Annotated in this window: 19 protein-coding genes and 3 pseudogenes; 11 read left to right on the forward strand and 11 right to left on the reverse strand. The window is 69.4% G+C overall.

The genetic code is table 11. The annotated features are described in order from the left end of the window. Nucleotides 1–4: 4 nt before the first annotated feature. Nucleotides 5–1,174 (forward strand): steroid 3-ketoacyl-CoA thiolase, encoded by a 1,170-nt coding sequence (locus OG496_RS19780; protein ID WP_366491140.1) that lies wholly within the window; start codon nucleotides 5–7, stop codon nucleotides 1,172–1,174. Here OG496_RS19780 and OG496_RS19785 read toward each other — a convergent pair. Then, a complete protein-coding gene (locus OG496_RS19785) occupies nucleotides 1,158–2,057 on the reverse strand; it encodes a LysR substrate-binding domain-containing protein (protein WP_366491139.1) in 900 nt (299 codons plus the stop codon). The genes OG496_RS19780 and OG496_RS19785 overlap by 17 nt on opposite strands. Before the next feature lie 155 nt (nucleotides 2,058–2,212). Here OG496_RS19785 and OG496_RS19790 point away from each other — a divergent pair, with 155 nt between their 5' ends. Next, nucleotides 2,213–3,106: an SDR family oxidoreductase gene (locus OG496_RS19790; protein ID WP_405971817.1), complete on the forward strand. Its 894-nt coding sequence runs from the start codon at nucleotides 2,213–2,215 to the stop codon at nucleotides 3,104–3,106. On the opposite strand, the gene OG496_RS19795 is transcribed toward OG496_RS19790, so the two are convergent. Continuing rightward, nucleotides 3,090–3,302 (reverse strand): DUF397 domain-containing protein, encoded by a 213-nt coding sequence (locus OG496_RS19795; RefSeq protein ID WP_405971818.1) that lies wholly within the window; start codon nucleotides 3,300–3,302, stop codon nucleotides 3,090–3,092. The two genes, OG496_RS19790 and OG496_RS19795, sit on opposite strands and share 17 nt — an antisense overlap. Beyond that, complete coding sequence (locus OG496_RS19800) at nucleotides 3,259–4,125, reverse strand: Scr1 family TA system antitoxin-like transcriptional regulator (protein WP_405971819.1); 867 nt, start codon at nucleotides 4,123–4,125, stop codon at nucleotides 3,259–3,261. Before OG496_RS19800 ends, OG496_RS19795 begins: the two co-directional genes overlap by 44 nt. 116 nt (nucleotides 4,126–4,241) lie before the next feature. Between OG496_RS19800 and OG496_RS19805 the strand changes: the two genes are divergently transcribed. Continuing rightward, nucleotides 4,242–4,673: an ATP-binding protein gene (locus OG496_RS19805; RefSeq protein ID WP_405971820.1), complete on the forward strand. Its 432-nt coding sequence runs from the start codon at nucleotides 4,242–4,244 to the stop codon at nucleotides 4,671–4,673. Nucleotides 4,674–5,000: 327 nt separating this feature from the next. Here OG496_RS19805 and OG496_RS19810 read toward each other — a convergent pair whose 3' ends face one another. Further along, on the reverse strand, nucleotides 5,001–7,061 hold the full coding sequence (locus OG496_RS19810) for a bifunctional glycosyltransferase 87/phosphatase PAP2 family protein (RefSeq protein WP_405971821.1): 2,061 nt from the start codon (nucleotides 7,059–7,061) through the stop codon (nucleotides 5,001–5,003). Nucleotides 7,062–7,348: 287 nt separating this feature from the next. Here OG496_RS19810 and OG496_RS19815 point away from each other — a divergent pair, with 287 nt between their 5' ends. After that, nucleotides 7,349–8,500, forward strand: a complete 1,152-nt coding sequence (locus OG496_RS19815) for a DUF2330 domain-containing protein (protein ID WP_405971822.1) — start codon at nucleotides 7,349–7,351, stop codon at nucleotides 8,498–8,500. Between the two features lie 56 nt (nucleotides 8,501–8,556). Further along, nucleotides 8,557–9,237, forward strand: a complete 681-nt coding sequence (locus OG496_RS19820) for an O-methyltransferase (RefSeq protein WP_405971823.1) — start codon at nucleotides 8,557–8,559, stop codon at nucleotides 9,235–9,237. A gap of 22 nt (nucleotides 9,238–9,259) precedes the next feature. Here OG496_RS19820 and OG496_RS19825 read toward each other — a convergent pair whose 3' ends face one another. Next, on the reverse strand, nucleotides 9,260–9,652 hold the full coding sequence (locus tag OG496_RS19825; RefSeq protein ID WP_366491133.1) for a hypothetical protein: 393 nt from the start codon (nucleotides 9,650–9,652) through the stop codon (nucleotides 9,260–9,262). Between the two features lie 83 nt (nucleotides 9,653–9,735). On the opposite strand from OG496_RS19825, the gene OG496_RS19830 reads away from it, so the two are divergent. Further along, nucleotides 9,736–10,176 carry a DUF1992 domain-containing protein gene (locus OG496_RS19830; protein ID WP_405971824.1) on the forward strand — a complete coding sequence of 147 codons (441 nt, stop codon included), beginning with the start codon at nucleotides 9,736–9,738 and terminating at the stop codon, nucleotides 10,174–10,176. On the opposite strand, the gene OG496_RS19835 is transcribed toward OG496_RS19830, so the two are convergent. Then, nucleotides 10,165–10,899, reverse strand: coding sequence for a hypothetical protein (locus tag OG496_RS19835; RefSeq protein WP_405971825.1), 735 nt, complete (start codon nucleotides 10,897–10,899; stop codon nucleotides 10,165–10,167). The genes OG496_RS19830 and OG496_RS19835 overlap by 12 nt on opposite strands. 5 nt (nucleotides 10,900–10,904) lie before the next feature. Then, the gene (locus OG496_RS19840) at nucleotides 10,905–11,543 is read right to left on the reverse strand and encodes a hypothetical protein (protein WP_405971826.1); all 639 of its coding nucleotides are present in this window, start codon (nucleotides 11,541–11,543) and stop codon (nucleotides 10,905–10,907) included. Nucleotides 11,544–11,720: 177 nt separating this feature from the next. Between OG496_RS19840 and OG496_RS19845 the strand changes: the two genes are divergently transcribed. After that, nucleotides 11,721–12,347 (forward strand): dihydrofolate reductase family protein, encoded by a 627-nt coding sequence (locus tag OG496_RS19845; protein ID WP_399395065.1) that lies wholly within the window; start codon nucleotides 11,721–11,723, stop codon nucleotides 12,345–12,347. A 10-nt stretch (nucleotides 12,348–12,357) separates the two neighbouring features. After that, nucleotides 12,358–12,531: pseudogene (locus tag OG496_RS19850) on the forward strand (GNAT family N-acetyltransferase); the annotation flags it as partial. Between the two features lie 14 nt (nucleotides 12,532–12,545). Here OG496_RS19850 and OG496_RS19855 read toward each other — a convergent pair. Beyond that, nucleotides 12,546–13,548 (reverse strand): annotated as a pseudogene (locus OG496_RS19855) (IS5 family transposase). Between the two features lie 73 nt (nucleotides 13,549–13,621). Here OG496_RS19855 and OG496_RS19860 point away from each other — a divergent pair. Then, a pseudogene (locus OG496_RS19860) lies at nucleotides 13,622–13,948 on the forward strand (GNAT family N-acetyltransferase); the annotation flags it as partial. 2 nt (nucleotides 13,949–13,950) lie between these two features. On the opposite strand, the gene OG496_RS19865 reads toward OG496_RS19860, so the two are convergent. Continuing rightward, nucleotides 13,951–16,032 (reverse strand): DHA2 family efflux MFS transporter permease subunit, encoded by a 2,082-nt coding sequence (locus OG496_RS19865; protein WP_405971827.1) that lies wholly within the window; start codon nucleotides 16,030–16,032, stop codon nucleotides 13,951–13,953. A gap of 157 nt (nucleotides 16,033–16,189) precedes the next feature. On the opposite strand from OG496_RS19865, the gene OG496_RS19870 reads away from it, so the two are divergent. Next, nucleotides 16,190–17,221, forward strand: coding sequence for a peptidoglycan-binding protein (locus OG496_RS19870; protein WP_405971828.1), 1,032 nt, complete (start codon nucleotides 16,190–16,192; stop codon nucleotides 17,219–17,221). Nucleotides 17,222–17,523: 302 nt separating this feature from the next. Here OG496_RS19870 and OG496_RS19875 read toward each other — a convergent pair whose 3' ends face one another. Further along, the gene (locus OG496_RS19875; RefSeq protein ID WP_405971829.1) at nucleotides 17,524–18,183 is read right to left on the reverse strand and encodes an HAD-IA family hydrolase; all 660 of its coding nucleotides are present in this window, start codon (nucleotides 18,181–18,183) and stop codon (nucleotides 17,524–17,526) included. Nucleotides 18,184–18,419: 236 nt separating this feature from the next. Then, nucleotides 18,420–19,001 carry a TMEM165/GDT1 family protein gene (locus OG496_RS19880; protein ID WP_366491124.1) on the reverse strand — a complete coding sequence of 194 codons (582 nt, stop codon included), beginning with the start codon at nucleotides 18,999–19,001 and terminating at the stop codon, nucleotides 18,420–18,422. A 396-nt stretch (nucleotides 19,002–19,397) separates the two neighbouring features. Here OG496_RS19880 and OG496_RS19885 point away from each other — a divergent pair, with 396 nt between their 5' ends. Then, nucleotides 19,398–20,042 carry an HNH endonuclease family protein gene (locus OG496_RS19885; protein WP_366491123.1) on the forward strand — a complete coding sequence of 215 codons (645 nt, stop codon included), beginning with the start codon at nucleotides 19,398–19,400 and terminating at the stop codon, nucleotides 20,040–20,042. The last annotated feature ends 76 nt before the right edge of the window (nucleotides 20,043–20,118 follow it).

The following is a 20,118-nucleotide window of genomic DNA, read 5'->3' on the forward strand; positions in this document are numbered from 1 at the left end:
TCCCATGGTCGCGGAACCCGTCATCGTGGAAGCCGTACGCACCCCCATCGGCAGGCGCGGCGGAGCGCTCGCCAACCTGCACCCCGCCTATCTCCTGGGCGAGACCTACCGTGAACTCCTCGGCCGCACCGGCATTCACGCCGACTGCGTCGAGCAGGTCGTCGGCGGCACGGTGACCCACGCCGGCGAACAGTCCATGAACCCCGCGCGCAACGCCTGGCTGGCCATGGGTCTGCCGTACGAGACAGCGGCGACCACGGTCGACTGTCAGTGCGGCTCCTCGCAGCAGGCCTCGCACATGACCGCCAACATGATCGCGGCGGGCGTCATCGACGTCGGGATCAGCTGTGGCGTCGAGGCGATGTCACGGGTGCCGCTGGGATCGGGGTCGAAACACGGACCCGGGAAGCCGTTCCCGGACGAGTGGAACGTGGACCTGCCCAACCAGTTCGAGGCCGCCGAACGCATCGCCCGCAACCGGCAGTTGACCCGCGAGAACGTCGACTCGCTCGGCCTCATCTCGCAGGAGCGGGCGGCCATCGCCTGGTCCGAGGAACGCTTCAAGAAGGAGACGTTCGCCGTCCAGGTACCGACGACGGAGGACGAACAGCGCGCAGGCCTCGGCATGTGGCGACTCGTCGACCGCGACGAGGGCCTGCGCGACACGTCGATGGAAGCACTGGCGCGACTGAAGCCGGTCATGCCAACAGCCGTACATACGGCGGGCAACTCCTCACAGATCAGCGACGGCGCCTCGGCGATCATGTGGGCGTCGAAGCGGATGGCGCGGGCGCTCAAGCTCCGCCCCCGGGCCCGGATAGTGGCTCAGGCGCTGGTTGGATCGGATCCCCACTTCCACCTCGACGGCCCGATCGACGCGACACGTGCGGTGCTCGGCAAGGCGGGCATGACGCTCAAGGACATCGACATCGTCGAGATCAACGAGGCCTTCGCGTCAGTGGTGTTGAGCTGGGCGCAGGTCTTCGAACAGGACCTGGAGAAGGTCAACGTGAACGGTGGTGCGATCGCCCTCGGCCATCCGGTCGGGGCGACGGGCGCCCGCCTGATCACCACGGCTCTCCACGAACTGGAGCGCTCCGACAAGGAGTTCGCGCTGATCACGATGTGCGCGGGCGGGGCGCTGGCGACGGGCACGATCATTCAGCGTCTGTAGCAAGCCAGTTGTCGGGGTGCAGGTGCTCCTCGGCGCAGGCGCGGAAGGCCGCGAGGAGTGGGCGGCGCTCCTCGCCCGCACGGACGGCCAGCACGACCGGGACCGGGGCCACGCCGTCGATCGGGACCGTCGTCAGATCGAGCCGCAGGCCCTTTCTGACGGCGCCCGCCGGAACGATCGCCACCGCCTCGCCCGCCGCGATGACTTCGAGCTTGTCCTCCAGCTCCCTGACGAACGGACCGTCCGGCGCGGGCCGGCCGTCCGGGCGGGGGTCGACGCGCCAGAACGCGTTGAACTCCTCGTCGGGGAACCGGGGTACGGGCTCGTCGGCGATGTCGTCAATGCTGACGCGCTCCTTGCCGGCCAGCCTGTGGCCGACCGGCATCAGCAGCATCCGGGGCTCCTCGCAGAGGACGCTGACGCTCAACCCCTCGGTGGCGAACGGGAGTCGGCCCACCACCACATCGACCCGGTGCTCCAGCAGGGCGGACGGCAGCTCGCCCCAGCCGAGAAAACGACTGTGCACGTCGGCCTCCGGGTGCCCGGCACGCAGAGCACGCACAGCCGGGGTGATGATGAGCCCGGTCATGAACCCGACGACGACCCGACTGGGCTGCCCGACCTCCCGCACCACGGCCACCGCCTCCGCCGCCGACCGCAACAACGCCCGCGCCCGGGGCAGAAACGCCTCCCCCGCCTCGGTCAACCGCGTTCCCTGCGTGGCCCGATCGAAGAGCCGCACCCCCAACTCCCCCTCCAGCCGCCGCACATGACGACTGAGTGACGGCTGCGCGAGATGCAGGACGGCCGCCGCCCGCCCGAAGTGCAATTCCTCGGCGACGACGGTGAAGCAGCGCACCAGACGCAGATCCAGGTCACTCATACCTCGACTGTACGACGGCACAACCGCGCGAGCTGCACTGATACCGGAAATGAATCACGTGTTCCGGAGTCGGTCTTGGACGGGCGGGGTGCGGCGGGCGCAGGCTGGAGGCACACCGATTCTTCCGACCCAACAGTGATCTGGGTGATTTCGTCATGCGTGTTTTCGTCACCGGAGCGACCGGATTCGTGGGCAGCGCGGTCGTCCGCGAACTGCTCGACAACGGCCACCAAGTGCTGGGCCTGGCGCGTTCCGACGCGTCGGCCGAACGGCTCGCGGCGACCGGCGCGGAGGTGCACCGGGGTTCGCTGGAGGACCTCGACGCCCTCCGCGCGGGCGCGTCAGCGTCCGACGGTGTGATCCACACCGGTTTCATCCACGACTTCTCGAACTACGCCGCCTGCGTGGCGATCGACCTGAGCGCGGTGAGGACCCTAACCGAGACCCTCTCGGGCTCTGACCGCCCCCTAGTCATCAGCTCCGTGATGAGCCACGGCCGCACCGAGGACGACGTACCCGACCCCACCGCCCGCCCCGACCTGCTCCGCCTCCCGGCCGAGGTGACAACCCTGACGGCGGCGGCCCGGGGCGTCCGTTCCTCGGTCATCCGGCTGCCGCAGGTGCACGGCGAGGGCGATCACGCCTTCGTCCCCGGCGTCATCGACATCGCCCGCACCAAGGGCGTCTCCGCCTACCCCGGCGACGGCACGAACGCCTGGGCCGCCGTCCACCGCGACGACGCGGCGGTCCTCTTCCGGCTGGCCCTGGAGAACGCCCCCGCAGGCACGGTCCTGCACGCGGTCGACGACGAGGGCGTCCCCGTACGGGAGATCGCCGAGGTCATCGGCAAGCGGCTGGACCTACCGGTGAAGAGCGTGCCGGTCGAGGAGGCCGGCGCCCACTTCGGCTGGCTGGGCCACTTCTACTCGTCCGACCTGGTGGGCACGAGCACGGTCACCCGCGAACGGTTCGGCTGGACCCCGACCCGAATCGGCCTGCTCGCCGACCTCGACCACGACTACTACTTCGAGGTCAACCAGCCGTCGTAGCGGACCAGTTGACGAAGCTCGTGAACGCGGCGGGACCGAGGGTGAGGATCGGCCCCGCCGGGGTCTTGGAGTCGCGGATGGCGAGAGTGGTGGGGGTGTTCGGGGTGGTGGTGCAGGGGGTTTCGGCAATCTCTATGCAGTTGCCACCCTCGTCACCGCTGTAGCTGGACTTCCGCCACTGAGTCCCCGACGGCATCGCGTTGTTCCCCATAACGTTCCTCCATTACGCGCCGCATCAGCTTCGCTGAGTCTTTGATGGAGAGAGCGGCAGCCTGGAGATGATCGTAACGGAGCGAGCACTTCTTGACGGTGGCTGGGTTGGCGGTTGGATACCCGCTGCCGCCATAGCCCTCCGTGTAGACGATCGTCGGGTCGCTCTCGAACCGATAGAGGTCGAAGGAACCTTGCAGCCCCGCGTGAGCTCCCACCGCGAATGGCAGGATCTGGATGTTGATTCGAGGGTTGTCCTCATACGCCAACAGGCGCGCGAGTTGACCCCTCATGGCCTCGGGCCCACCGATCTGTTGGTACAGAGCGGACTCGCTGAGGATCGCCCAGAAGACGGGTGGCTCCGCCTTGTCAAAGATGTTCTGTCGAGCCAGCCGCACTGCGGTGCGGTCGTCGAGGTTGCCCTGGTCCAACGCACCGAGCACGGCACGCGCGTACGCCTCGGTCTGGAGGAGACCGTGGATCATGTGCGTCTCGAAGCTGAGGATCTCGACAGCCCTCGCCTGCAACTCGGCCACCTGCCGGAACCAGGACGGGAGTTGACTGCGCAGCACCAGATCGAGCAACCGGGTCAGGAGCCCACCGGTGTTGAGTGCGGCGTCGACCTGCCTGCTGAACTCCAGCGTCGGGAGCTTCTTGGCCGTCTCGATCTGGCCGATCAGTGACCCGGTGTAGTTGATGATGACGCCGAGCTGCCGCTGTGTGAGACCGGCCGCTTCCCGATAGCGACGCAACTCGTAGCCGTAGTAGTCCAGCGGCGAAGCCCCTGGATCAAGCGTGGCGATGTGCACGCGAAGCCCCCTGTCTCCCAACAATGTCCACCCGTAAACGGGTTGTATTCATGCCATTGCCGAGGGTAGCGACGGGGCGCCAGTCTCGTAATGTGAACGAACCAATTCCCCCCGCCATGCTGGCCGTTCCCCACCGTCAGCAGTACGTCATGCACCTCACCGTGGGTGAACACTCGGCCCGGCACATCCGCCGCATCGTCCGCTCGTTCCTCCTGGAGTGGGACATGCGGGAGCTGTCCGACACCGTCGAACTCGCCGTGACGGAGCTGGTCGCCAATGTCGTACGGCATGTTCCGGACCGGCGCTGCGGACTGCTGTTGCTGCGCCAGATGACCGGCGTACGGGTCGAGGTCAGCGACAGCTCATCCCAACTCCCGGATCTGCACACCGACTTCGACGCCGAGTCGGAGAACGGGCGCGGGCTCGTGATCCTGGACGCGGTGACGGACAAGTGGGGGGTAACGCGGGCTTCCGCAGGAGGGAAGGCGGTGTGGTTCGAATGCCAGCGCCACCCACCCCTCCAAGCCGGGGTCATTTCTAACCAGTGACAGCCCATGACACTGGTTAGTTTTACCCCCGGCTTCCAGCAACCACCCGCCCACCGTCCCACCGTTGGCCGCTGATCCGAAGCGGCGTACGGGCGAGACGCGAGCGCACTCCTCCACACCGGCCGGCAGCACGGTTCAGGCAAGGAGGTCCCTACCTGGCCACCCGTTCCTCCGGGCCACTCGCTCGCTTCTCAAACGGGCTGGAGCGGCCCTAGTCAAGGGTGGAGCGCAGCGGAATCGGCGCAGCCGACGCGACCGCAGGGAGCGCCCTTTACTCGGGCCGCGGAAGCCCGACACTGGCCAAGAAGCGAGTGGCCCCCACGCCCCTCAAAGGCGCTGCACATCACCAGCACTCACCGGCTCAGTACTGACCTCAAGGGGTTTCGGCCGCAACGACCGCGCCCGCGGCCCCTGGAAGACGTACGCCAGCCCGAAGCCCGCAGCGACGACCGCCGCACCACCCGCCGCGTCCAGCACCCAGTGGTTACCGGTCGCGACGATCGCGGAGACGGTGAAGAAGGGATGCAGCAGACCCAGCGCCTTCATCCACCACTTGGGGGCAAGAGCGAAGATCACGACACCGCACCACAGCGACCAGCCGAAGTGCAGCGAAGGCATCGCCGCGTACTGGTTGGTGAGGGCGGTGAGGGTGCCGTAGTCCGGCTTGGAGAAGTCCTGGACGCCGTGGACCGTGTCGATGATGCCGAGGCCGGGAAGCAGGCGCGGCGGAGCCAGCGGATAGAGCCAGAAGCCGACCAGGGCCAGCAAAGTGGCGAAGCCCAGCGCCGAACGAGCCCACCGGTAGTCGACCGGCCGACGCCAGTACAGGACAGCCATCACCGTCAGCGGCACCACGAAGTGGAAGGACTCGTAGTAGAAGTTGAAGAAGTCCTTCAGGAAGTCGACCTTCACGACCCAGTGGTTGATCGCGTGCTCGATGTCGATGTGCAGGAAGCGCTCGATCGAGAGGATCTCGTGGCCGTGGTGCTCCGCCGTGGCCCGGCCGCCCGAGTTGGTGCCGCCGGTCGCCGCGAGGCGGACCTGCTGGTAGGCGGCGTAGGTGACACGGATCAGGAGGAGTTCGAGGAGGAGGTTCGGACGGGTCAGGACGCGGCGCAGCTGCGGGATCAGCGGGACGTGCTTCCAGCGCGTGGGGACCGGCTCGGCGTACTCGGTGGGGATCGGCCGCCGGTAGTGCTCCGACGTACGGGACAGGAACGGCACGACGGTCGCGGCGGCGAGCGCCATGAGCAGGACGACGTTGTCACGCAGCGGATAGACGGCCGCCATGTTCGGCAGCATCATCTTCGCGGGCAGCGTGACCACGAGGATCACGGCCACCGGCCACACGTACCGGTCCGAGGCCCGCTTGCCGACCCGGCCGACCACCGCGAGCAGCACCCACAGCAGCTGGTGCTGCCAGGTCGTGGGCGACACGGCGATCGCCGCGCAGCCCGTGACCGCGACCGCGAGCAGCAGCTGCCCGTCGCGCGCGTACCGCACGGCCCGGCGCAGGCCGAGGTACGTGACGGCCGCGCCGAGCGCCAGGAAGACGCCGATCTCCAGCGGCCCGGTGAGGCCGAGCCGCAGCAGCGCGCCGTGCAGCGACTGGTTGCCGAGGCCGTCCGCCGCGCCGCCGAGACCCGCGCCGGCCATGTGGTGCACCCAGTAGGTGTACGAGTCGTGCGGCATCGCGGCCCACGCGATCGCCACGCTCGCGGCGAACGTCAGAAGGGAGGTGATCGCGGCCCGGCGCCGGCCGGTGAACCACAGCAGCGGCGCGAACAGCAGCACCGTCGGCTGGAGCGCGGCGGCGAGACCGATCAGCACCCCGCTGGACCGCTCGCCGCGCACGGTGAAGCAGCCGAGCAGCACGAGCAGGACCGGGATGATGCTGGTCTGGCCGAGCCAGAGCGTGTTGCGCACCGGCAGCGACAGCATGAGCAGGCTGATCGCGACGGGCGCGGCGAGCAGCGAGGCACGGCGGGTGACGGGCTTCGGCAGGGCGCGGGAGACGACCAGGCCGAGCGCGACGACCAGCAGCAGCGTGCCGAAGGTCCAGCCCCAGCCGAGGGCCTGTTCCGCGGCCCGGGTGAGCGGTTTGAGGACGAGCCCGCCGAAGGGGGTGCCGGTGAACTGCGTCGAGTCGTACAGCGAGCCCTTCACATGAAGGACGCCGTTCGGCCCCACCCAGGTCTCCAGGTCGGTCAGCCGCTCCCCCTGCGGGGTGCTGAGGACCACCGCCACCTGCCGTACGGCGAGGACCGCGGCGACCAGCCACAGACCCAGGCGCGCCACGCGCAGCCGTGCCCTGGCCGTCTGGGCGGCACTCGACCCGAATGCTCCCGCGGCTCCCGCCGGTCGCCCGCTGTGCTCCACGTTCGCCACGCCTCGTAGGCCTCCGCCCAGCTCGTCCCACGCGTCACGCGCGCGGTTGTTCCCTCTGGGAACCCTATGAGGTTCGCACCCCCTGCGGGAGAGACGCAGGCAACCCCCCCTTCACCTGACGGCCGCCTCCCCTTTTGTCCGGACGACGATAGTCCGCCTCGGGTTGCCTGGGCACAGCAAATAACCGCGCGCTTCCGACCGGCCCGATGGCCCGATAGCTTGTGGACATGATCGGTTTACTGATCGTTTCGTTGCGGGGGCCGACACGGGGGTCAACGCGGAGGGCGATGCGGAAGGCGATGCGGGGGCGGGCACGCACGCGCGTGACGGCCGTCGTCCTGGCGCTGTTCGCCCTGCAGCTCGGATCGCTGGTGTCCCCGGCCTGGGCATGCGGCTGCGGCGCCCTGGTGCCGGGCGGTTCGCAGCAGGTCGCCGTGGGGCGCGAGGCGTCCGTGGTGCGCTGGGACGGGCGCCAGGAGCAGATCGTGATGCGGCTCACTGTCTCCGGGGACGCGCGGCGGGCCGCGTGGATCATGCCGGTGCCGCACCGGGCCACGGCCACGCTCGCCGACCCCGCGCTCTTCGACGCGCTGAACAGGCTCACCGCGCCCGCGCACCGCACCCGCCATCACTTCTGGCCCCAGGACGGCGACTGGCCGCTCGTCTCCGGCGGCCCCGGCGGCGGCCCACCGCCCGGCGCCGTGACGGCCCCCGGAGTGGGCGTGGTCGGCCGTGAGCGGCTCGGCCCCTTCGACGTGGCCCGGCTGACGGCCACCGACCCGGACGCGCTCGGCGACTGGTTGCACACGAACGGGTTCGTCCTGCCGTCCCGCCTTGACCAGGCCCTTCAGCCGTACGTCGACCAGCGCTGGGAGTACGTCGCGATCCGCCTCGCCCCCGCGACCGCCGGCACCCCGCTCCAGGGCGCCCTCGACCCCCTGCACCTCACCTTCGCCGCCGAGTCCCCCGTCTACCCGATGCGCCTCTCCCGCCTGGCCCCCACCCCGCAGTCGCTCGGCCTGTACATCCTCGCCGCCCACCGCATGGAACCCAGCAGCACGATCGGCGGCTCGCAGCCACTGGTCGCCTACGCGGGCCGCGTCACCACCACCTCCGGCCCGCTGGCCGCCCTCGCCAAGGGCACCCCGTTCCTGACCGCCGTGAACCAGGAGTTCCCCGACCCGTCCCGCATCACCGGCGACCACCTGCTGCGCCGCACCGCCACGGACGCCACGTTCCAGCAGGTGATCTACGAGGACCGTCTGACCAAGGTCGCGGGCGTCCCGGCGTGGCTGCTGACGATCGGCGGAGGCCTGGCCGCGCTCACGACGACCGGCGTCCTGCTGGCCGTAGGGCGGTCCCGGCGGTCACGGCGGCCGGTGATCCCACCGCCACCGGCGTTTCCACCACCGCCGACGCGCGCGCCGCCGGGCCATTGACGACGCTGCTCATCGGGGTAAGCACAACTCACCGGACACACGAAAGGCACGAGCACATGAGCGAGTCGCAGCTGTGGGACGACGTCGACGACTACTTCATCGGCCAACTCGCCCCGGACGACGAGGTGTTGGAGGCGACCCTGCGCGACAGCGAAGCCGCCGGACTCCCGGAGATCGCCGTGAGCGCCGCCGAGGGCAAACTGCTGCACCTCCTGGCCCAGATCCAGGGCGCCTCCCGCATCCTGGAGATCGGCACGCTCGGCGGCTACAGCACGATCTGGCTGGCCCGCGCGCTGCCCGCCGACGGCCGGCTGATCTCCCTGGAGTACAGCCCGAAGCACGCCGAGGTCGCCACCCGCAACCTCGCCCGCGCGGGCCTCGACAAGGTCGTCGAGGTACGGGTGGGCCCGGCCCTGGAGTCCCTGGCCGAACTCGCCGACGAGACCGCCGAGAACCCGGCCCCCTTCGACCTGGTCTTCATCGACGCCGACAAGTCCAACAACCCGCACTACGTGGAGTGGGCCCTCAAGCTCACCCGCCCCGGCAGCCTGATCATCGTCGACAACGTGGTCCGCGGCGGCCGGGTGGCCGACCCGGACAACACGTCACCGGACGTCCAAGGCACGCGCACCGCGATCGAGTTGATCGGCTCGCACGCGCGCCTGTCGGGTACGGCGATCCAGACGGTGGGCAGGAAGGGGTACGACGGTTTCGCACTCGCGCGGGTGCTGGCCTAGCTCTCCCGGCCCTCCCGGGGTCTCAACCCTCGTGATAGAAGCCGACGTTGACGCTGCGCGGCCCGGTGCGGTCCTTGATGACGATCTCGCCGCTCCCGCCGCGCGGCAACGGCACGCTGCCGCCGTAGCCGACGGTCTGGGCGTACTCGCCGACGATCAGGCGTACTTCGGAGGACGGGTCGGGCTGGGAGCCGCGCAGCCAGCTCACCTGCCAGATGCCCTCGGGTCCGCACAGGAACTCCAGATGGACCCGCGAGATGAACAGCCAGTCGTCCGGTGTCACCAGCCGGCACACCGTCTCGTCGCGGCCCACCCGCAGCACCGCGCCCGGGTCACTGGGCGCGTCGGCCATCAGCATGCCGGCCGTGGCGCCCTCGTCCGTCCCGGAGACCGAGGCCATGGTGAGTTCGAGCACGTGCGCTCCCCTATGAAGTGTCCTTACAGCAGCGGGCGCATGATAAATCGCCCGGCGCCATCGCGTCCGGCACAATTGAAGTCATGACCGAGCGAAAGCCACCGGGTGTGTCCTTCGAGTCCTGGGTCGACAAGCAGATCCGGGACGCCGAGCAGGCCGGAGAGTTCGCCCAACTCCCGGGCGCGGGGAAGCCGTTGCCGTCCGGCGCCGACACGACGTACGACGAACTGTGGTGGATCAAGCAGAAGATGGCCCGCGAGGGCATCTCCGTGCTGCCGCCGACGCTGGCCCTGCGCAAAGAGGCCGAGGACGCCCTCGCTGCGGCGTACTCGGCCCCTTCGGAGCGGATCGCACGGCGGATCATCACCGAAGTCAACGTGAAGATCCGCGACATGATGTTCAAGCCGCCGCCCGGCCCCCCGCTGGGAATGAAGCCGTACGACGTCGAAGAGGTCGCGCGGGAGTGGCGGGAGCGCCGGGCGGTTGACGGAACAGGTGGACCTGACGGCTCGTCAGATGTGTAGAAGCCGCTCCGTCAGTTCGCGGTAGTCCCGCAGGGCCAGGCGGAGTTGCTCGGTGTCGTCCGAGGCGTCGGAGCCCTTGGACTCCCAGGAGCCGTGCAGGGTGGCACGGCGCTTGGTGACGGCCTCCGTGAAGCGGGCGGCGACCTCTTCCAGTACGTGGTCGGCCTCCTCCACGGCGGACCGGGGCTCGTCGACGAACCCGGTGACCGCGTGCTGCAGCCGCAGGCTGAACTTGTCGCTCTCGTCGTGCGGCAGCAGGCTCCCGTTCTCGGCGTCCTGCGGAACACGCCGTCCGTTGCCGGAGGCGGCACCGGTGCTGACGGCCGGGGCGGGCTCGGGGGCGTGGACGGGGCGGGACGACTGCTCGGTGCGGTCGGAGGAGCGCTCGGTGCCGACCGTGTCACCGGTGCGCGGGCTCGGGATCGCCCGGTCGGTTTCGCGCGACGAGGTCGTCGATGACGTCGTCGTCGGGGTCGAAGCGGTCGGCGTCCTCTCGGACGACCCGAGCGGTGTCACCTTCTCGGACCCACGCGATGCCGACTTGTCGTCGGTGGTCCTGCTGTCAGTGGACTTGTCGTCGCCGGTCCTGCTGCCGAACGGCCTGGTGCCGGACCCGGACTCACGCGACGCCTTCTCGGCATCCCGCTGCTCGCTGGTCTTGTCGGCTTCCTTGCGGTCGGCATGCTCCGCGTTGTCGCCGGTCGGCCGTATCGCGTCGGACATATAGCTCAACTCCCCTTCAGTGCCTGCTTGTTGAATGCGCCGATCGAGTGGCGGCCGCCGCGCCCGTGACTGTTGCCGTTACGGCTGTCGTCGCTCACCAGGTCGTCGAAGAGGGCGCGGGCTTCGAGCATGGCCTCGCGCATCTCCTCGGTGCCGGCCTGGCTCTCCGGTGTGCCGTTCGTCCGCGCGGTGACGACGCGGTGCACGCGCCGGTAGCCGTGGACGTGGTCCGCGTGGTGCACGGACAGCGCGTCGAACTGCTTCTCGTACTCCTGGACGTCGGGGAAGCCCCGGGCTCCGGCCACCTCACCGAGCAGCTGGTCGACGTCGGCCACGGCCTGGCGGGGCGAGTCGACGAAGAGCTCCTGGGCGGAGGCCCAACGGGCCTGGAACTGCTCACGGGCCGCGGGCTCCAGCGGCTGCTCGTGCAGCGAACCGTGCTCCTGGACGCGCGCGCCGAGCTCCTGCTCGGCGGCCTTCGCGTCGCCGTCGTGCCGGGCCACGGTCCGGTCGTACTCCGGCCCGAAGCGGCGCTTCAGGCCCGAGCCGCCGGTCGCGCCTCGGGCACGCAGCGCCAGGGCGGCCGCGGCAGCGACCACGCCGACCACGATCACGATCAAAACGATGATCACGCCTGTGGACATGAGTGCCTTCCGGGTTCTTGGCCAACCGGCTCTCGTAGTCGGTCGGTTCCTCTACCGGGTTGCCTCAAAGGCCCTCTTCAAACGACGGCCGCACCTCGGCGGAATTCATGGTGCCGGTGTGTCGATCCCGCCCCGCCCCGTTCGACGCACGGGTAAGGACCGATCGAGGAGGTAGTCATGAGTGAGGTTGTCGCACGGCTGGCCGTGTCGCTGGACGGGTACATCGCGGGGCCGGAGTCGGGGGCGGAGCATCCGCTGGGCATCGGCGGGGAGCGGTTGCACGCGTGGGTGTTCGGGCTGCGGAGCTTTCGGCGGATGCAGGGATGGGAGGGCGGGGCGGGCGGCCCGGACGACGAGTTGCTCGCCGAGTGGATCGAGCGGCTGGGGCCGGTGGTCATGGGGCACGGGATGTTCGTCAGCGGGGAGGTCCCGTGGGGTGACGAACCGCCTTTCCACGCACCGGTGTTCGTCGTCACGCACCAGCCTCGCGAGTCGGTGGTGAAGAAGGGCGGCACGACCTACCACTTCGTCACCGAAGGGCCGGGCCGCGCACTGGAGTTGGCCCGCGAGGCGGCCGGCGGCAAGGACGTCTCCCTGGCCGGCGGCGCTGACCTGGTCCAGCAGTTCATCCGCGCCGGGTGGTTGGACGAACTCCTCCTGCATGTCGTACCCGTGCTCGCGTGCGGCGGGCGGCGGCTGTTCGACAACGTGGGCGACGCGCACATCGAGTGGCGGAAGACCCAGGTCCTGGACTCCCCCGAGGTGACCCATATTCGGTTGCGCCGCATCCCCACCGGCTCCTGACAATGTCCGCATGACCTGGACGATCGCCCCGGAACCCCACGACTCCCCCGTCGCCGCCGCACTCTGGCGGGCGTACTACACCGAGGTCAGCGACCGCTGGTACCTGCTGCACGAGAACCGTCGGACGGACCCCGCCGAGCTGGAGCGGGAGATCGCCGCCCGCACCGGCTCCGAACTAGGGCCTGTGTGATGTCGTGATCAAGCGGTTGCTTGCAGCAGGTCGTTGATCCAGATCATCGAGGCGCGGAGGTGGAGGCCGGCGAGATAGCTCTCGGGCGTCTTGTCGTATCGAGTCGCGATGCCCCGCCAGGCCTTCAGCTTGTTGATCAGGCGCTCGACGGTGTTCCGTTCCTTGTAGAGATCGGCGTCGTGACCTGTGGGCCGGCCGCCCCGGCTGCCTTTCCTCTTCCGGTTGGCGGCCTGGTCCTTCTTCTCCGGGATGACGGCCTTGATGCTGCGTTTGCGCAGGTAGGAGCGGTTGGCGCGGGATGAGTAGGCCTTGTCCGCGGCGACAGCCCCGGGCCGGGTTCGGGGACGGCCGACCGGCAGACGGACCCGCACCTTCTGCAGCACGGGGGCGAATTGCGGGCTGTCAGCAGCCTGTCCCGCGGTCAGGACGAACGACAAGGGACGGCACTTGCGGTCCGCAGCGAGATGAATCTTGCTCGTCAGCCCGCCTCGGGACCTGCCGAGCAGGGCTTCCTTCAGACGGAGCTTGCGCCGTCGCCTGAGGTGCCGCAGTTCTTCCCGGCCGGGGGCGTCGCGTCCGTCCTGTCCGTTCTGTTCCGGCGGGCCGCCCCCTTTGCCGGGCCCGTTCCTGGTCGGCGGCGGCTTCCTCGAGGGCGTCCATGACTTCCTTGCCGATGCGCATCCCGGCGGCGTCGTGGTGGGCACGGACGGTGGTGGAGTCCACGCTGACCAGGGACAAGTCGGCCTGCTCCTGGCGGGCGGCCTCAGCGATCATGCCTTCCAGTAATGCGGTGAAGACGCCGGCGTCCCTCCAGACGCGGAAGCGGCCGTAGACCGTCGGCCATGGGCCGAACTCGCCCGGCATCTCCCGCCACTGGCTGCTGGTGCGGAACCGCCAGATCACCCCCTCGAACTGCTTACGCAGCCGCTCAGGGTACGGACCGTAATCGCCTATCGGCAGGAACGGTTCGATCAACTGCCACTGCTCGTCGCTGAGTTGCCTGCGCGTCACGAACGCCTTCCTACCGGATCCGCGTTCCAGACGGATCCAGATCGGCACGATTGATCACGACATCACACAGGCCCTAGCCCCGCCCGGCGGCCAGTTGCTGGTGGGGTGGTACGAGGGTGCGGCAGTCGGATCGGCGGGCGTACGACTCCTCGACGCGACGACCGCCGAGCTGACGAGGGTCTTCGTCCACGAGGAGATGCGCGGCCGGGGCGGCGCCCCGAGGCTCGTGACGGCCGCCGAGGACGCCGCCCGCGAGCTGGGCGCCAAGGTGATGATCCTCGACACCCGGAACGACCTGGTGGAGGCCCGCGCCCTGTACGCACGGCTCGGCTACGAGGAGACCGAGCGGCACAACGACGACCCGTACGCGGAGCACTGGTTCCGCAAGAACCTCAACTGAGCTCAACTGGCCCTGGTCACCGTCCCGTTGTGCGGCTGCTCGCTGTCCGACCCGCACAAGTCGCCGTTCAGTTCCTTCACCAGCTGGATCAGGTCGGTAGGCCGGTCCGGCCCCCACCAGTCGCCCAGGGTCTCCGCGAGGGACTCCTCCCGGGCCTGGGACAGCTTCTCGGCCACTTCCCGTCCCTGGTCGGTCAGTTGGAGGTCGAGGCCCTCCCGTACGGCGAGGCGGCGGCCCTCGATCTGACGGACGGCGGCGAGGATGACGGGCAGTGGCACGGAGCTGCGCTCGGCGAGCACACCCGGTTCCGCCCAGCCGTCCCGCTTGATCCGCAGGAGCAGCCAACTCGCCGCGGGCTGAAGGTCGTAGCCCGCCTTGGCAGTGATCGTCTGGTAGATCTCGCGGCGGCCCTCCCTCGTGCCGAGCACGGACAGCGCGCGGCACACCTCGTCGTACGAGGACCGCTGGACGGGGTTGCTGGCGAGGGTCTCGGTGACATCCGGCGCCGTGACCGAGCCGCGCAGCTTGTCCTCCTTGAGGAACCACGCCAGGACGAAGCCGACGAGGGCGACGGGAGCGGCGTAGAGGAAGACGTCGGTGATGGAGGAGGCGTAGGCGTGGAGTGCCTCCGGGCGTACGGCGGACGGGAGTTGCGAGATTCCGCGCGGGTCCGACTCCAGGCCGTCCGGGGTGACGCCCGGCGGGAGCGTGGTGCCCTGGAGGGCGTCGGTGAGTTTGTCGCCGAGCCGGCTCGCAAAGATCGTGCCGAAGATGGCGACGCCGAACGAGGCCCCGATGGACCGGAAGAAGGTCGCGCCGGAAGTGGCGACGCCGAGGTCCTCGTACGAGACGGCGTTCTGCACGATCAGCACCAACACCTGCATGACCAGACCGAGTCCGAGCCCGAAGACGAAGAAGTACGCGCTCATCTCGGCGGTGGAACTGCCCTCGTCGAGGCGGTGGAGCAGGAGCAGACCGAGGGCGGTGATGCCGGTGCCCGCGATGGGGAACACCTTCCAGCGGCCGGTGCGGCTGACGATCTGGCCGGACGCGGTGGACGAGATCAGCATGCCGAACACCATCGGCAGCATGTGGACGCCGGACATGGTCGGGGTGATGCCCTGCACGACCTGGAGGAAGGTCGGCAGATAGGTCATCGCGCCGAACATCGCGAAGCCGACGATGAAGCTGATGACGGCGGCGAGCGTGAAGGTGCGGACGCGGAAGAGCTTGAGCGGGAGGACGGGTTCGGCGGCGCGGCGCTCGACGGCGACGAACGCCCCGATCAGGACCACGCCGAGCACCGCGAGCCCGATGATCTGCGGCGAGCCCCAGCCCCAGGTCGTGCCGCCGAGCGAGGCGACGAGGACCAGGCAGGTCGCGACCGCGGCGATGAGGAAGGTGCCGAGGTAGTCGATGACGTGCCGGGTCGACTTGCGCGGGATGTGCAGGGCGGTCGCGATGACGGCGAGGGCGACGACGCCTACTGGCAGGTTGATGTAGAAGACCCAGCGCCAGCTCAGATGCTCGGTGAACAGCCCGCCGAGCAGCGGCCCGAGGACACTCGTCGCGCCGAAGACGGCGCCGAACAGCCCCTGGTAGCGCCCGCGTTCACGCGGTGAGACGACGTCACCGACGATCGCCATCGACAGCACGATCAGCCCGCCGCCGCCGAGCCCCTGCAACGCCCGGAAGCCGATCAGCTGGGGCATGTTCTGCGCGGCACCGCAGAGCGCGGACCCGATGAGAAAGATCACGATCGCGATCTGGAACAGCCTTTTCCGGCCGTACTGGTCGCCGAGCTTGCCCCAGAGCGGGGTCGCGGCGGTCGAGGCGAGCAGATACGCCGTGACCACCCACGACAGATGCTCCAGCCCGCCGAGATCGCTGACGATCGTCGGCAGCGCGGTCGACACGATGGTCTGGTCGAGGGCGGCGAGCAGCAGCCCGAGGAGCAGCGCCCCGATCGAGACGAGGACGTTGCCCGACACGTGTTCCTGGGCGGAACTGCCCCGCTGCGGGGGCCTCTCCGGTGGCTGCGCGTCCTGCACATTCCCCGTCATACCGTGCGCATCGCCGGCCATGAAGACCTCCTGCGGCTCTCGTTACACATCCATGGTGATCGGTATGGCCGGTTACGGCCTGTTGAGTCCGTTTGGAAGCTGTCATTCCGGGGGTCGGAGGAGACGACGTGAAGGAGATCCGCATAACCTCTGGAGTTCGACGGGGAGGGACGAACACGTGAACGAGGCGAAGGGCCACATATGCCCGCAGTGCGGGGCACCGCGGGCAGCCGACGGCTCCCCGTCCTGCGCCTGCACCCAACGAGCGTCCGACGCGCTGCGCGACGCGCGCACGGCGGAGGCGGCAGCGGCGGAGGACTTCGACCCGCTGCGGATCAGACCGTATGTGGAACTGGACGGCAACCCGCAGGAGCAGACGCCCGCACCGGTGACACCGGCGACTCCCGAGGGTGAGACCCAGCAGCTGCCGGCGGTGGAGGAGACGATGCTGCTGCGCGCGGTGACACCCTCACCGGCCGCACCGGCTCCTCAGGAGGAGACGTCGGTCCTCCCGATCCCGACGGACCTGAGCCTGTTCGCGGACGGCGGGAGCGGCAACGGGGACGGGGACACCCCGGACCCCCTCACGGACGACGAGGACTCCCCGCGCCGCCACCGCCGCCGCACCGTCCTCCTCGCCGTCACGGGAGCCGTCGTGGCGGTGGCCGCGGTGGCGGGTTTCGCGAGCGGCATGTTCTCGTACGAGACACCGTCCCGGGACGAGGCGGCCCCTCAGGGCGTACGGGCGAGCGTCCCGACGGCGTCGAAGAGCGCGGCACCGGCAACACCGTCCACGAGCGGTTCTACGTCCGCACAATCGACGTCGGCGTCCCCGACCCCGTCACTCAGCGAGACCCCGTCACCGACGGCGTCGTCGACCCCGTCCGCTACGGCGTCCAAGTCCGCGAACGCCAGCAAATCCCCGACCCCCACCACGTCCACGTCAACGTCCTCCGCCACGAACCGCCAGAGCAGCAGCACCCCCAACCCGGTCCTCCAACGCGGCGACGAAGGCCCCGAGGTAACCGAACTCCAGCTCCGCCTGACCCAGTTGAGGCTCTACACCGGCCCCGACAACGGCATCTTCGACAAGCAGGTCCAGACATCGGTACGCACCTACCAGGTGGCCCGAGGCATCACGTCCGACACGCTGGGGGTGTACGGGGCGGCTACGCGGGCGCGGCTGGAATCGGAAACGACCGAGCCGTGACGCTGCGCTGGCTGGGGGCTTATAGGCGCCGGGGTTGTGGGGAGTGCCGGGGTTGTTGGGTGACAGGGCTGCGGGGGCCGGGATTGCGGGATGGGCCGGGTTGCCGGGGGCACCGGGGCTTGCGGGGAGCGCCGGGGTTACGCACAGGCCCGCAGGACACCCCCCGAGAGACAGCCCCCTAAAGGGGCGCGGGGAACTGCGCGACCAGCCCCCACGGCGCCGCACCCGCAAGACAACCCCAGGAGGCACAACCGACGCGCCACCCACCCCGCCCCACTGATCACGCCCCCAAACCGCACCCCCTACCCCACGTGCAGCCGAATCTCCCCGTCCCCCGCGTCCTCCACCCGCACCTCACGCAGATCCCGCACCACCACATCCGCCCGGTGGAACCCGGCCTGCGGCCCGACCCCCACCACCCGCATCCCCGCCGCGCGCCCCGCAGCGATACCCGCCCCCGAGTCCTCGAAGACGATGCAGTCCGCAGGCGCGATGCCCAGTTCGGCCGCGCCCTTCAGGAAGCCCTCCGGGTCGGGCTTGCTCGCGCCGACGGACTCGGCGGTGATCCGGACCTCCGGCAACTCCAGCCCCGCCGCGCCCATCCGGGCCGTGGACAGGGCTACGTCCGCCGACGTGACCAGCGCGTGCGGCAGACCCCGTAGAGACGCCAGGAACTCCGGCGCGCCCGGGATCGGCACAACACCCTCGACGTCCGCGGTCTCCTCGGCGAGCATGCGGGCGTTCTCGACGTGGTTCTGTTCCATGGGCCGGCCGGGCAGCAGCAGCGCCATCGACGCGTACCCCTGCCGGCCGTGCACGACCTTCATGACCTCGTCCGCGTTCAGCCCGTGCCGGTCGGACCAGTTCCGCCAGATCCGCTCGACGACGGCGTGCGAGTCGACGAGGGTTCCGTCCATGTCCAGCAGGAGGGCACGGGCGGTGAGCACGGTGGTGGCCGTCATCGGCAGGCTCCAAGGAACGGGAGAGGTGTACGTCGGTCGACCTGGTCACCCCGGTCGACCCCCGGAGGGACAAGGTGGCCCCGCCCGCCGGTCAGGGAAAACGGACGGGAACCACTTTGTTTCCCTACGGTACAAAACAGGACCGGCATCGCGCCACCACCCCCCGGAACAGTTCACCCACCGTTCAGCTCACCGCGCCCGCACCGAAGGCACCCTCGCGAGCCCCCCGCGCAGGGTCACGCGCTCACGGCCTCCCACAGACTCCACGCCCCCAGCGCCAGCATCAGCACCGCCGCGATCTGCGTGATCAACTTCAACGGCACCCGCTTCATCAGCGCCTTCCCGCCCACGATGCCCAGCCCGGCCACCGCCCACAGGGCGAGTACCGCACCGAGCCCGACGGAGAACGGATCGTCGTAACGGGCCGCGAGGTTGGCCGTCATGATCTGGGTCAGGTCACCGAACTCGGCGATCAGGATGAGCATGAAACCGGCACCGGACACCCGCCAGAAGGACTGGTCCTTCGGCTTGCGGACCTCCTCCTCGTCCTCGCCCTTCTTGAAGAGGAGCACCGCGGCCCCGCCCAGGAAGAGCACACCGGTGACCGCGGCCACCAACTGCTGCGGCAGCAGCGTCAGTACGCTGCCCGCCGCCACCGCGAGCACGACATGGAGCAGGAACGCGGCGGCGACACCGGCGAAGACGTACGAGGCGCGGTAACGGGTGCCGAGGACGAGTCCGGCGAGCGCGGTCTTGTCGGGGAGTTCGGCGAGAAAGACGACGCCGAAGACGAGCGCCGTCACACTGATGCTGATCAAGATTCCTCAATCGGTCGGGGCTGCCCCACCGAGAGTGTGATTGCTGTCCGCGGACACCTCGGCACGGCAGCGCACACGAAAAACGACTAGTGCACTGCTTTACCGAAGGTCTCGCTGGCCGACCCATCCCACCTGCGAGATGAACCTGCCTCCGGGCGCCGGCTCAGACGAGCTGAGCAGTATGTCGACGGTCCGGCGAAGAGCTACTCCCCTTCTGCGCCATCCACTGTACGCGAGGACCAGCTCTGCCCAGCCGTGAGGAAAGTCTCGCCGTACCCCTTGTTGTGTCATGAACACGTCACTAGCTTCTTACCGGACGCACACCTTCCCGCAACACGGCACCGCGAGCATTTCCCCGCTCGCACTCCAACACCCCCACACCACAAGGGAGTTCGTATGCCGAAGTTCTACGCGCGTCGACGACTGAGCATACTCGCGGCTCTTACCGGATTCATAGCTTTCGCCGGGCTCTTCAACGGCCCGACCGCCTCCGCCGCGCTTCCCACCCCGGTCAGCGCCGCCACCGCCCGCACCTACCTCGCCTCGCTCACCGTGGCCACCGAGGTCCGGACCGGCTACGACCGTGACCTGTTCCCCACCTGGATCACGATCAGCGGCACCTGCAACACCCGTGAGTACGTCCTCAAGCGGGACGGTACGAACGTCGTCACCAACTCCGCCTGCACCGCGACCAGCGGCAGCTGGTACTCGGTCTACGACGGCGCCACCTGGACCGCCGCCTCCGACCTGGACATCGACCACCTCGTCCCGCTCGCCGAGGCCTGGGACTCCGGCGCCCGCAACTGGACCACCGCCGCGCGTCAGGGCTTCGCCAACGACATCACCCGGCCGCAGCTGATCGCCGTCACGGACAACGTCAACCAGTCCAAGAGCGACCAGGACCCGGCCGAGTGGATGCCCCCGCTCGCCTCGTACGCCTGCACCTACGTCCGTGCCTGGGTCCAGGTGAAGTACTACTACGACCTCTCGGTCGACACGGCCGAGAAGGCCAAGCTCACCTCGGTGCTCAGCGGTTGCTGAGCCCCGCAGTCAAGTGGTCATCCGCGGAACCTAGTCGCTGACCTCCGTCGTTCCGTACCGTACGGGGCGACGGAGG

This window comes from Streptomyces sp. NBC_00988 (assembly GCF_045162645.1).
Taxonomy (GTDB): domain Bacteria; phylum Actinomycetota; class Actinomycetes; order Streptomycetales; family Streptomycetaceae; genus Streptomyces.

Excerpts from the sequence above, each read along its gene's own strand:
- OG496_RS19780 (WP_366491140.1), top strand. The coding sequence starts at position 5 with ATGGTCGCGGAACCCGTCATCGTGGAAGCCGTACGCACCCCCATCGGC.
- OG496_RS19785 (WP_366491139.1), bottom strand. The coding sequence starts at position 2,057 with ATGAGTGACCTGGATCTGCGTCTGGTGCGCTGCTTCACCGTCGTCGCC.
- OG496_RS19790 (WP_405971817.1), top strand. The coding sequence starts at position 2,213 with ATGCGTGTTTTCGTCACCGGAGCGACCGGATTCGTGGGCAGCGCGGTC.
- OG496_RS19795 (WP_405971818.1), bottom strand. The coding sequence starts at position 3,302 with ATGCCGTCGGGGACTCAGTGGCGGAAGTCCAGCTACAGCGGTGACGAG.
- OG496_RS19805 (WP_405971820.1), top strand. The coding sequence starts at position 4,242 with ATGCTGGCCGTTCCCCACCGTCAGCAGTACGTCATGCACCTCACCGTG.
- OG496_RS19815 (WP_405971822.1), top strand. The coding sequence starts at position 7,349 with ATGCGGAAGGCGATGCGGGGGCGGGCACGCACGCGCGTGACGGCCGTC.
- OG496_RS19820 (WP_405971823.1), top strand. The coding sequence starts at position 8,557 with ATGAGCGAGTCGCAGCTGTGGGACGACGTCGACGACTACTTCATCGGC.
- OG496_RS19830 (WP_405971824.1), top strand. The coding sequence starts at position 9,736 with ATGACCGAGCGAAAGCCACCGGGTGTGTCCTTCGAGTCCTGGGTCGAC.
- OG496_RS19835 (WP_405971825.1), bottom strand. The coding sequence starts at position 10,899 with ATGTCCGACGCGATACGGCCGACCGGCGACAACGCGGAGCATGCCGAC.
- OG496_RS19840 (WP_405971826.1), bottom strand. The coding sequence starts at position 11,543 with ATGTCCACAGGCGTGATCATCGTTTTGATCGTGATCGTGGTCGGCGTG.
- OG496_RS19845 (WP_399395065.1), top strand. The coding sequence starts at position 11,721 with ATGAGTGAGGTTGTCGCACGGCTGGCCGTGTCGCTGGACGGGTACATC.
- OG496_RS19865 (WP_405971827.1), bottom strand. The coding sequence starts at position 16,032 with ATGGCCGGCGATGCGCACGGTATGACGGGGAATGTGCAGGACGCGCAG.
- OG496_RS19875 (WP_405971829.1), bottom strand. The coding sequence starts at position 18,183 with ATGACGGCCACCACCGTGCTCACCGCCCGTGCCCTCCTGCTGGACATG.
- OG496_RS19885 (WP_366491123.1), top strand. The coding sequence starts at position 19,398 with ATGCCGAAGTTCTACGCGCGTCGACGACTGAGCATACTCGCGGCTCTT.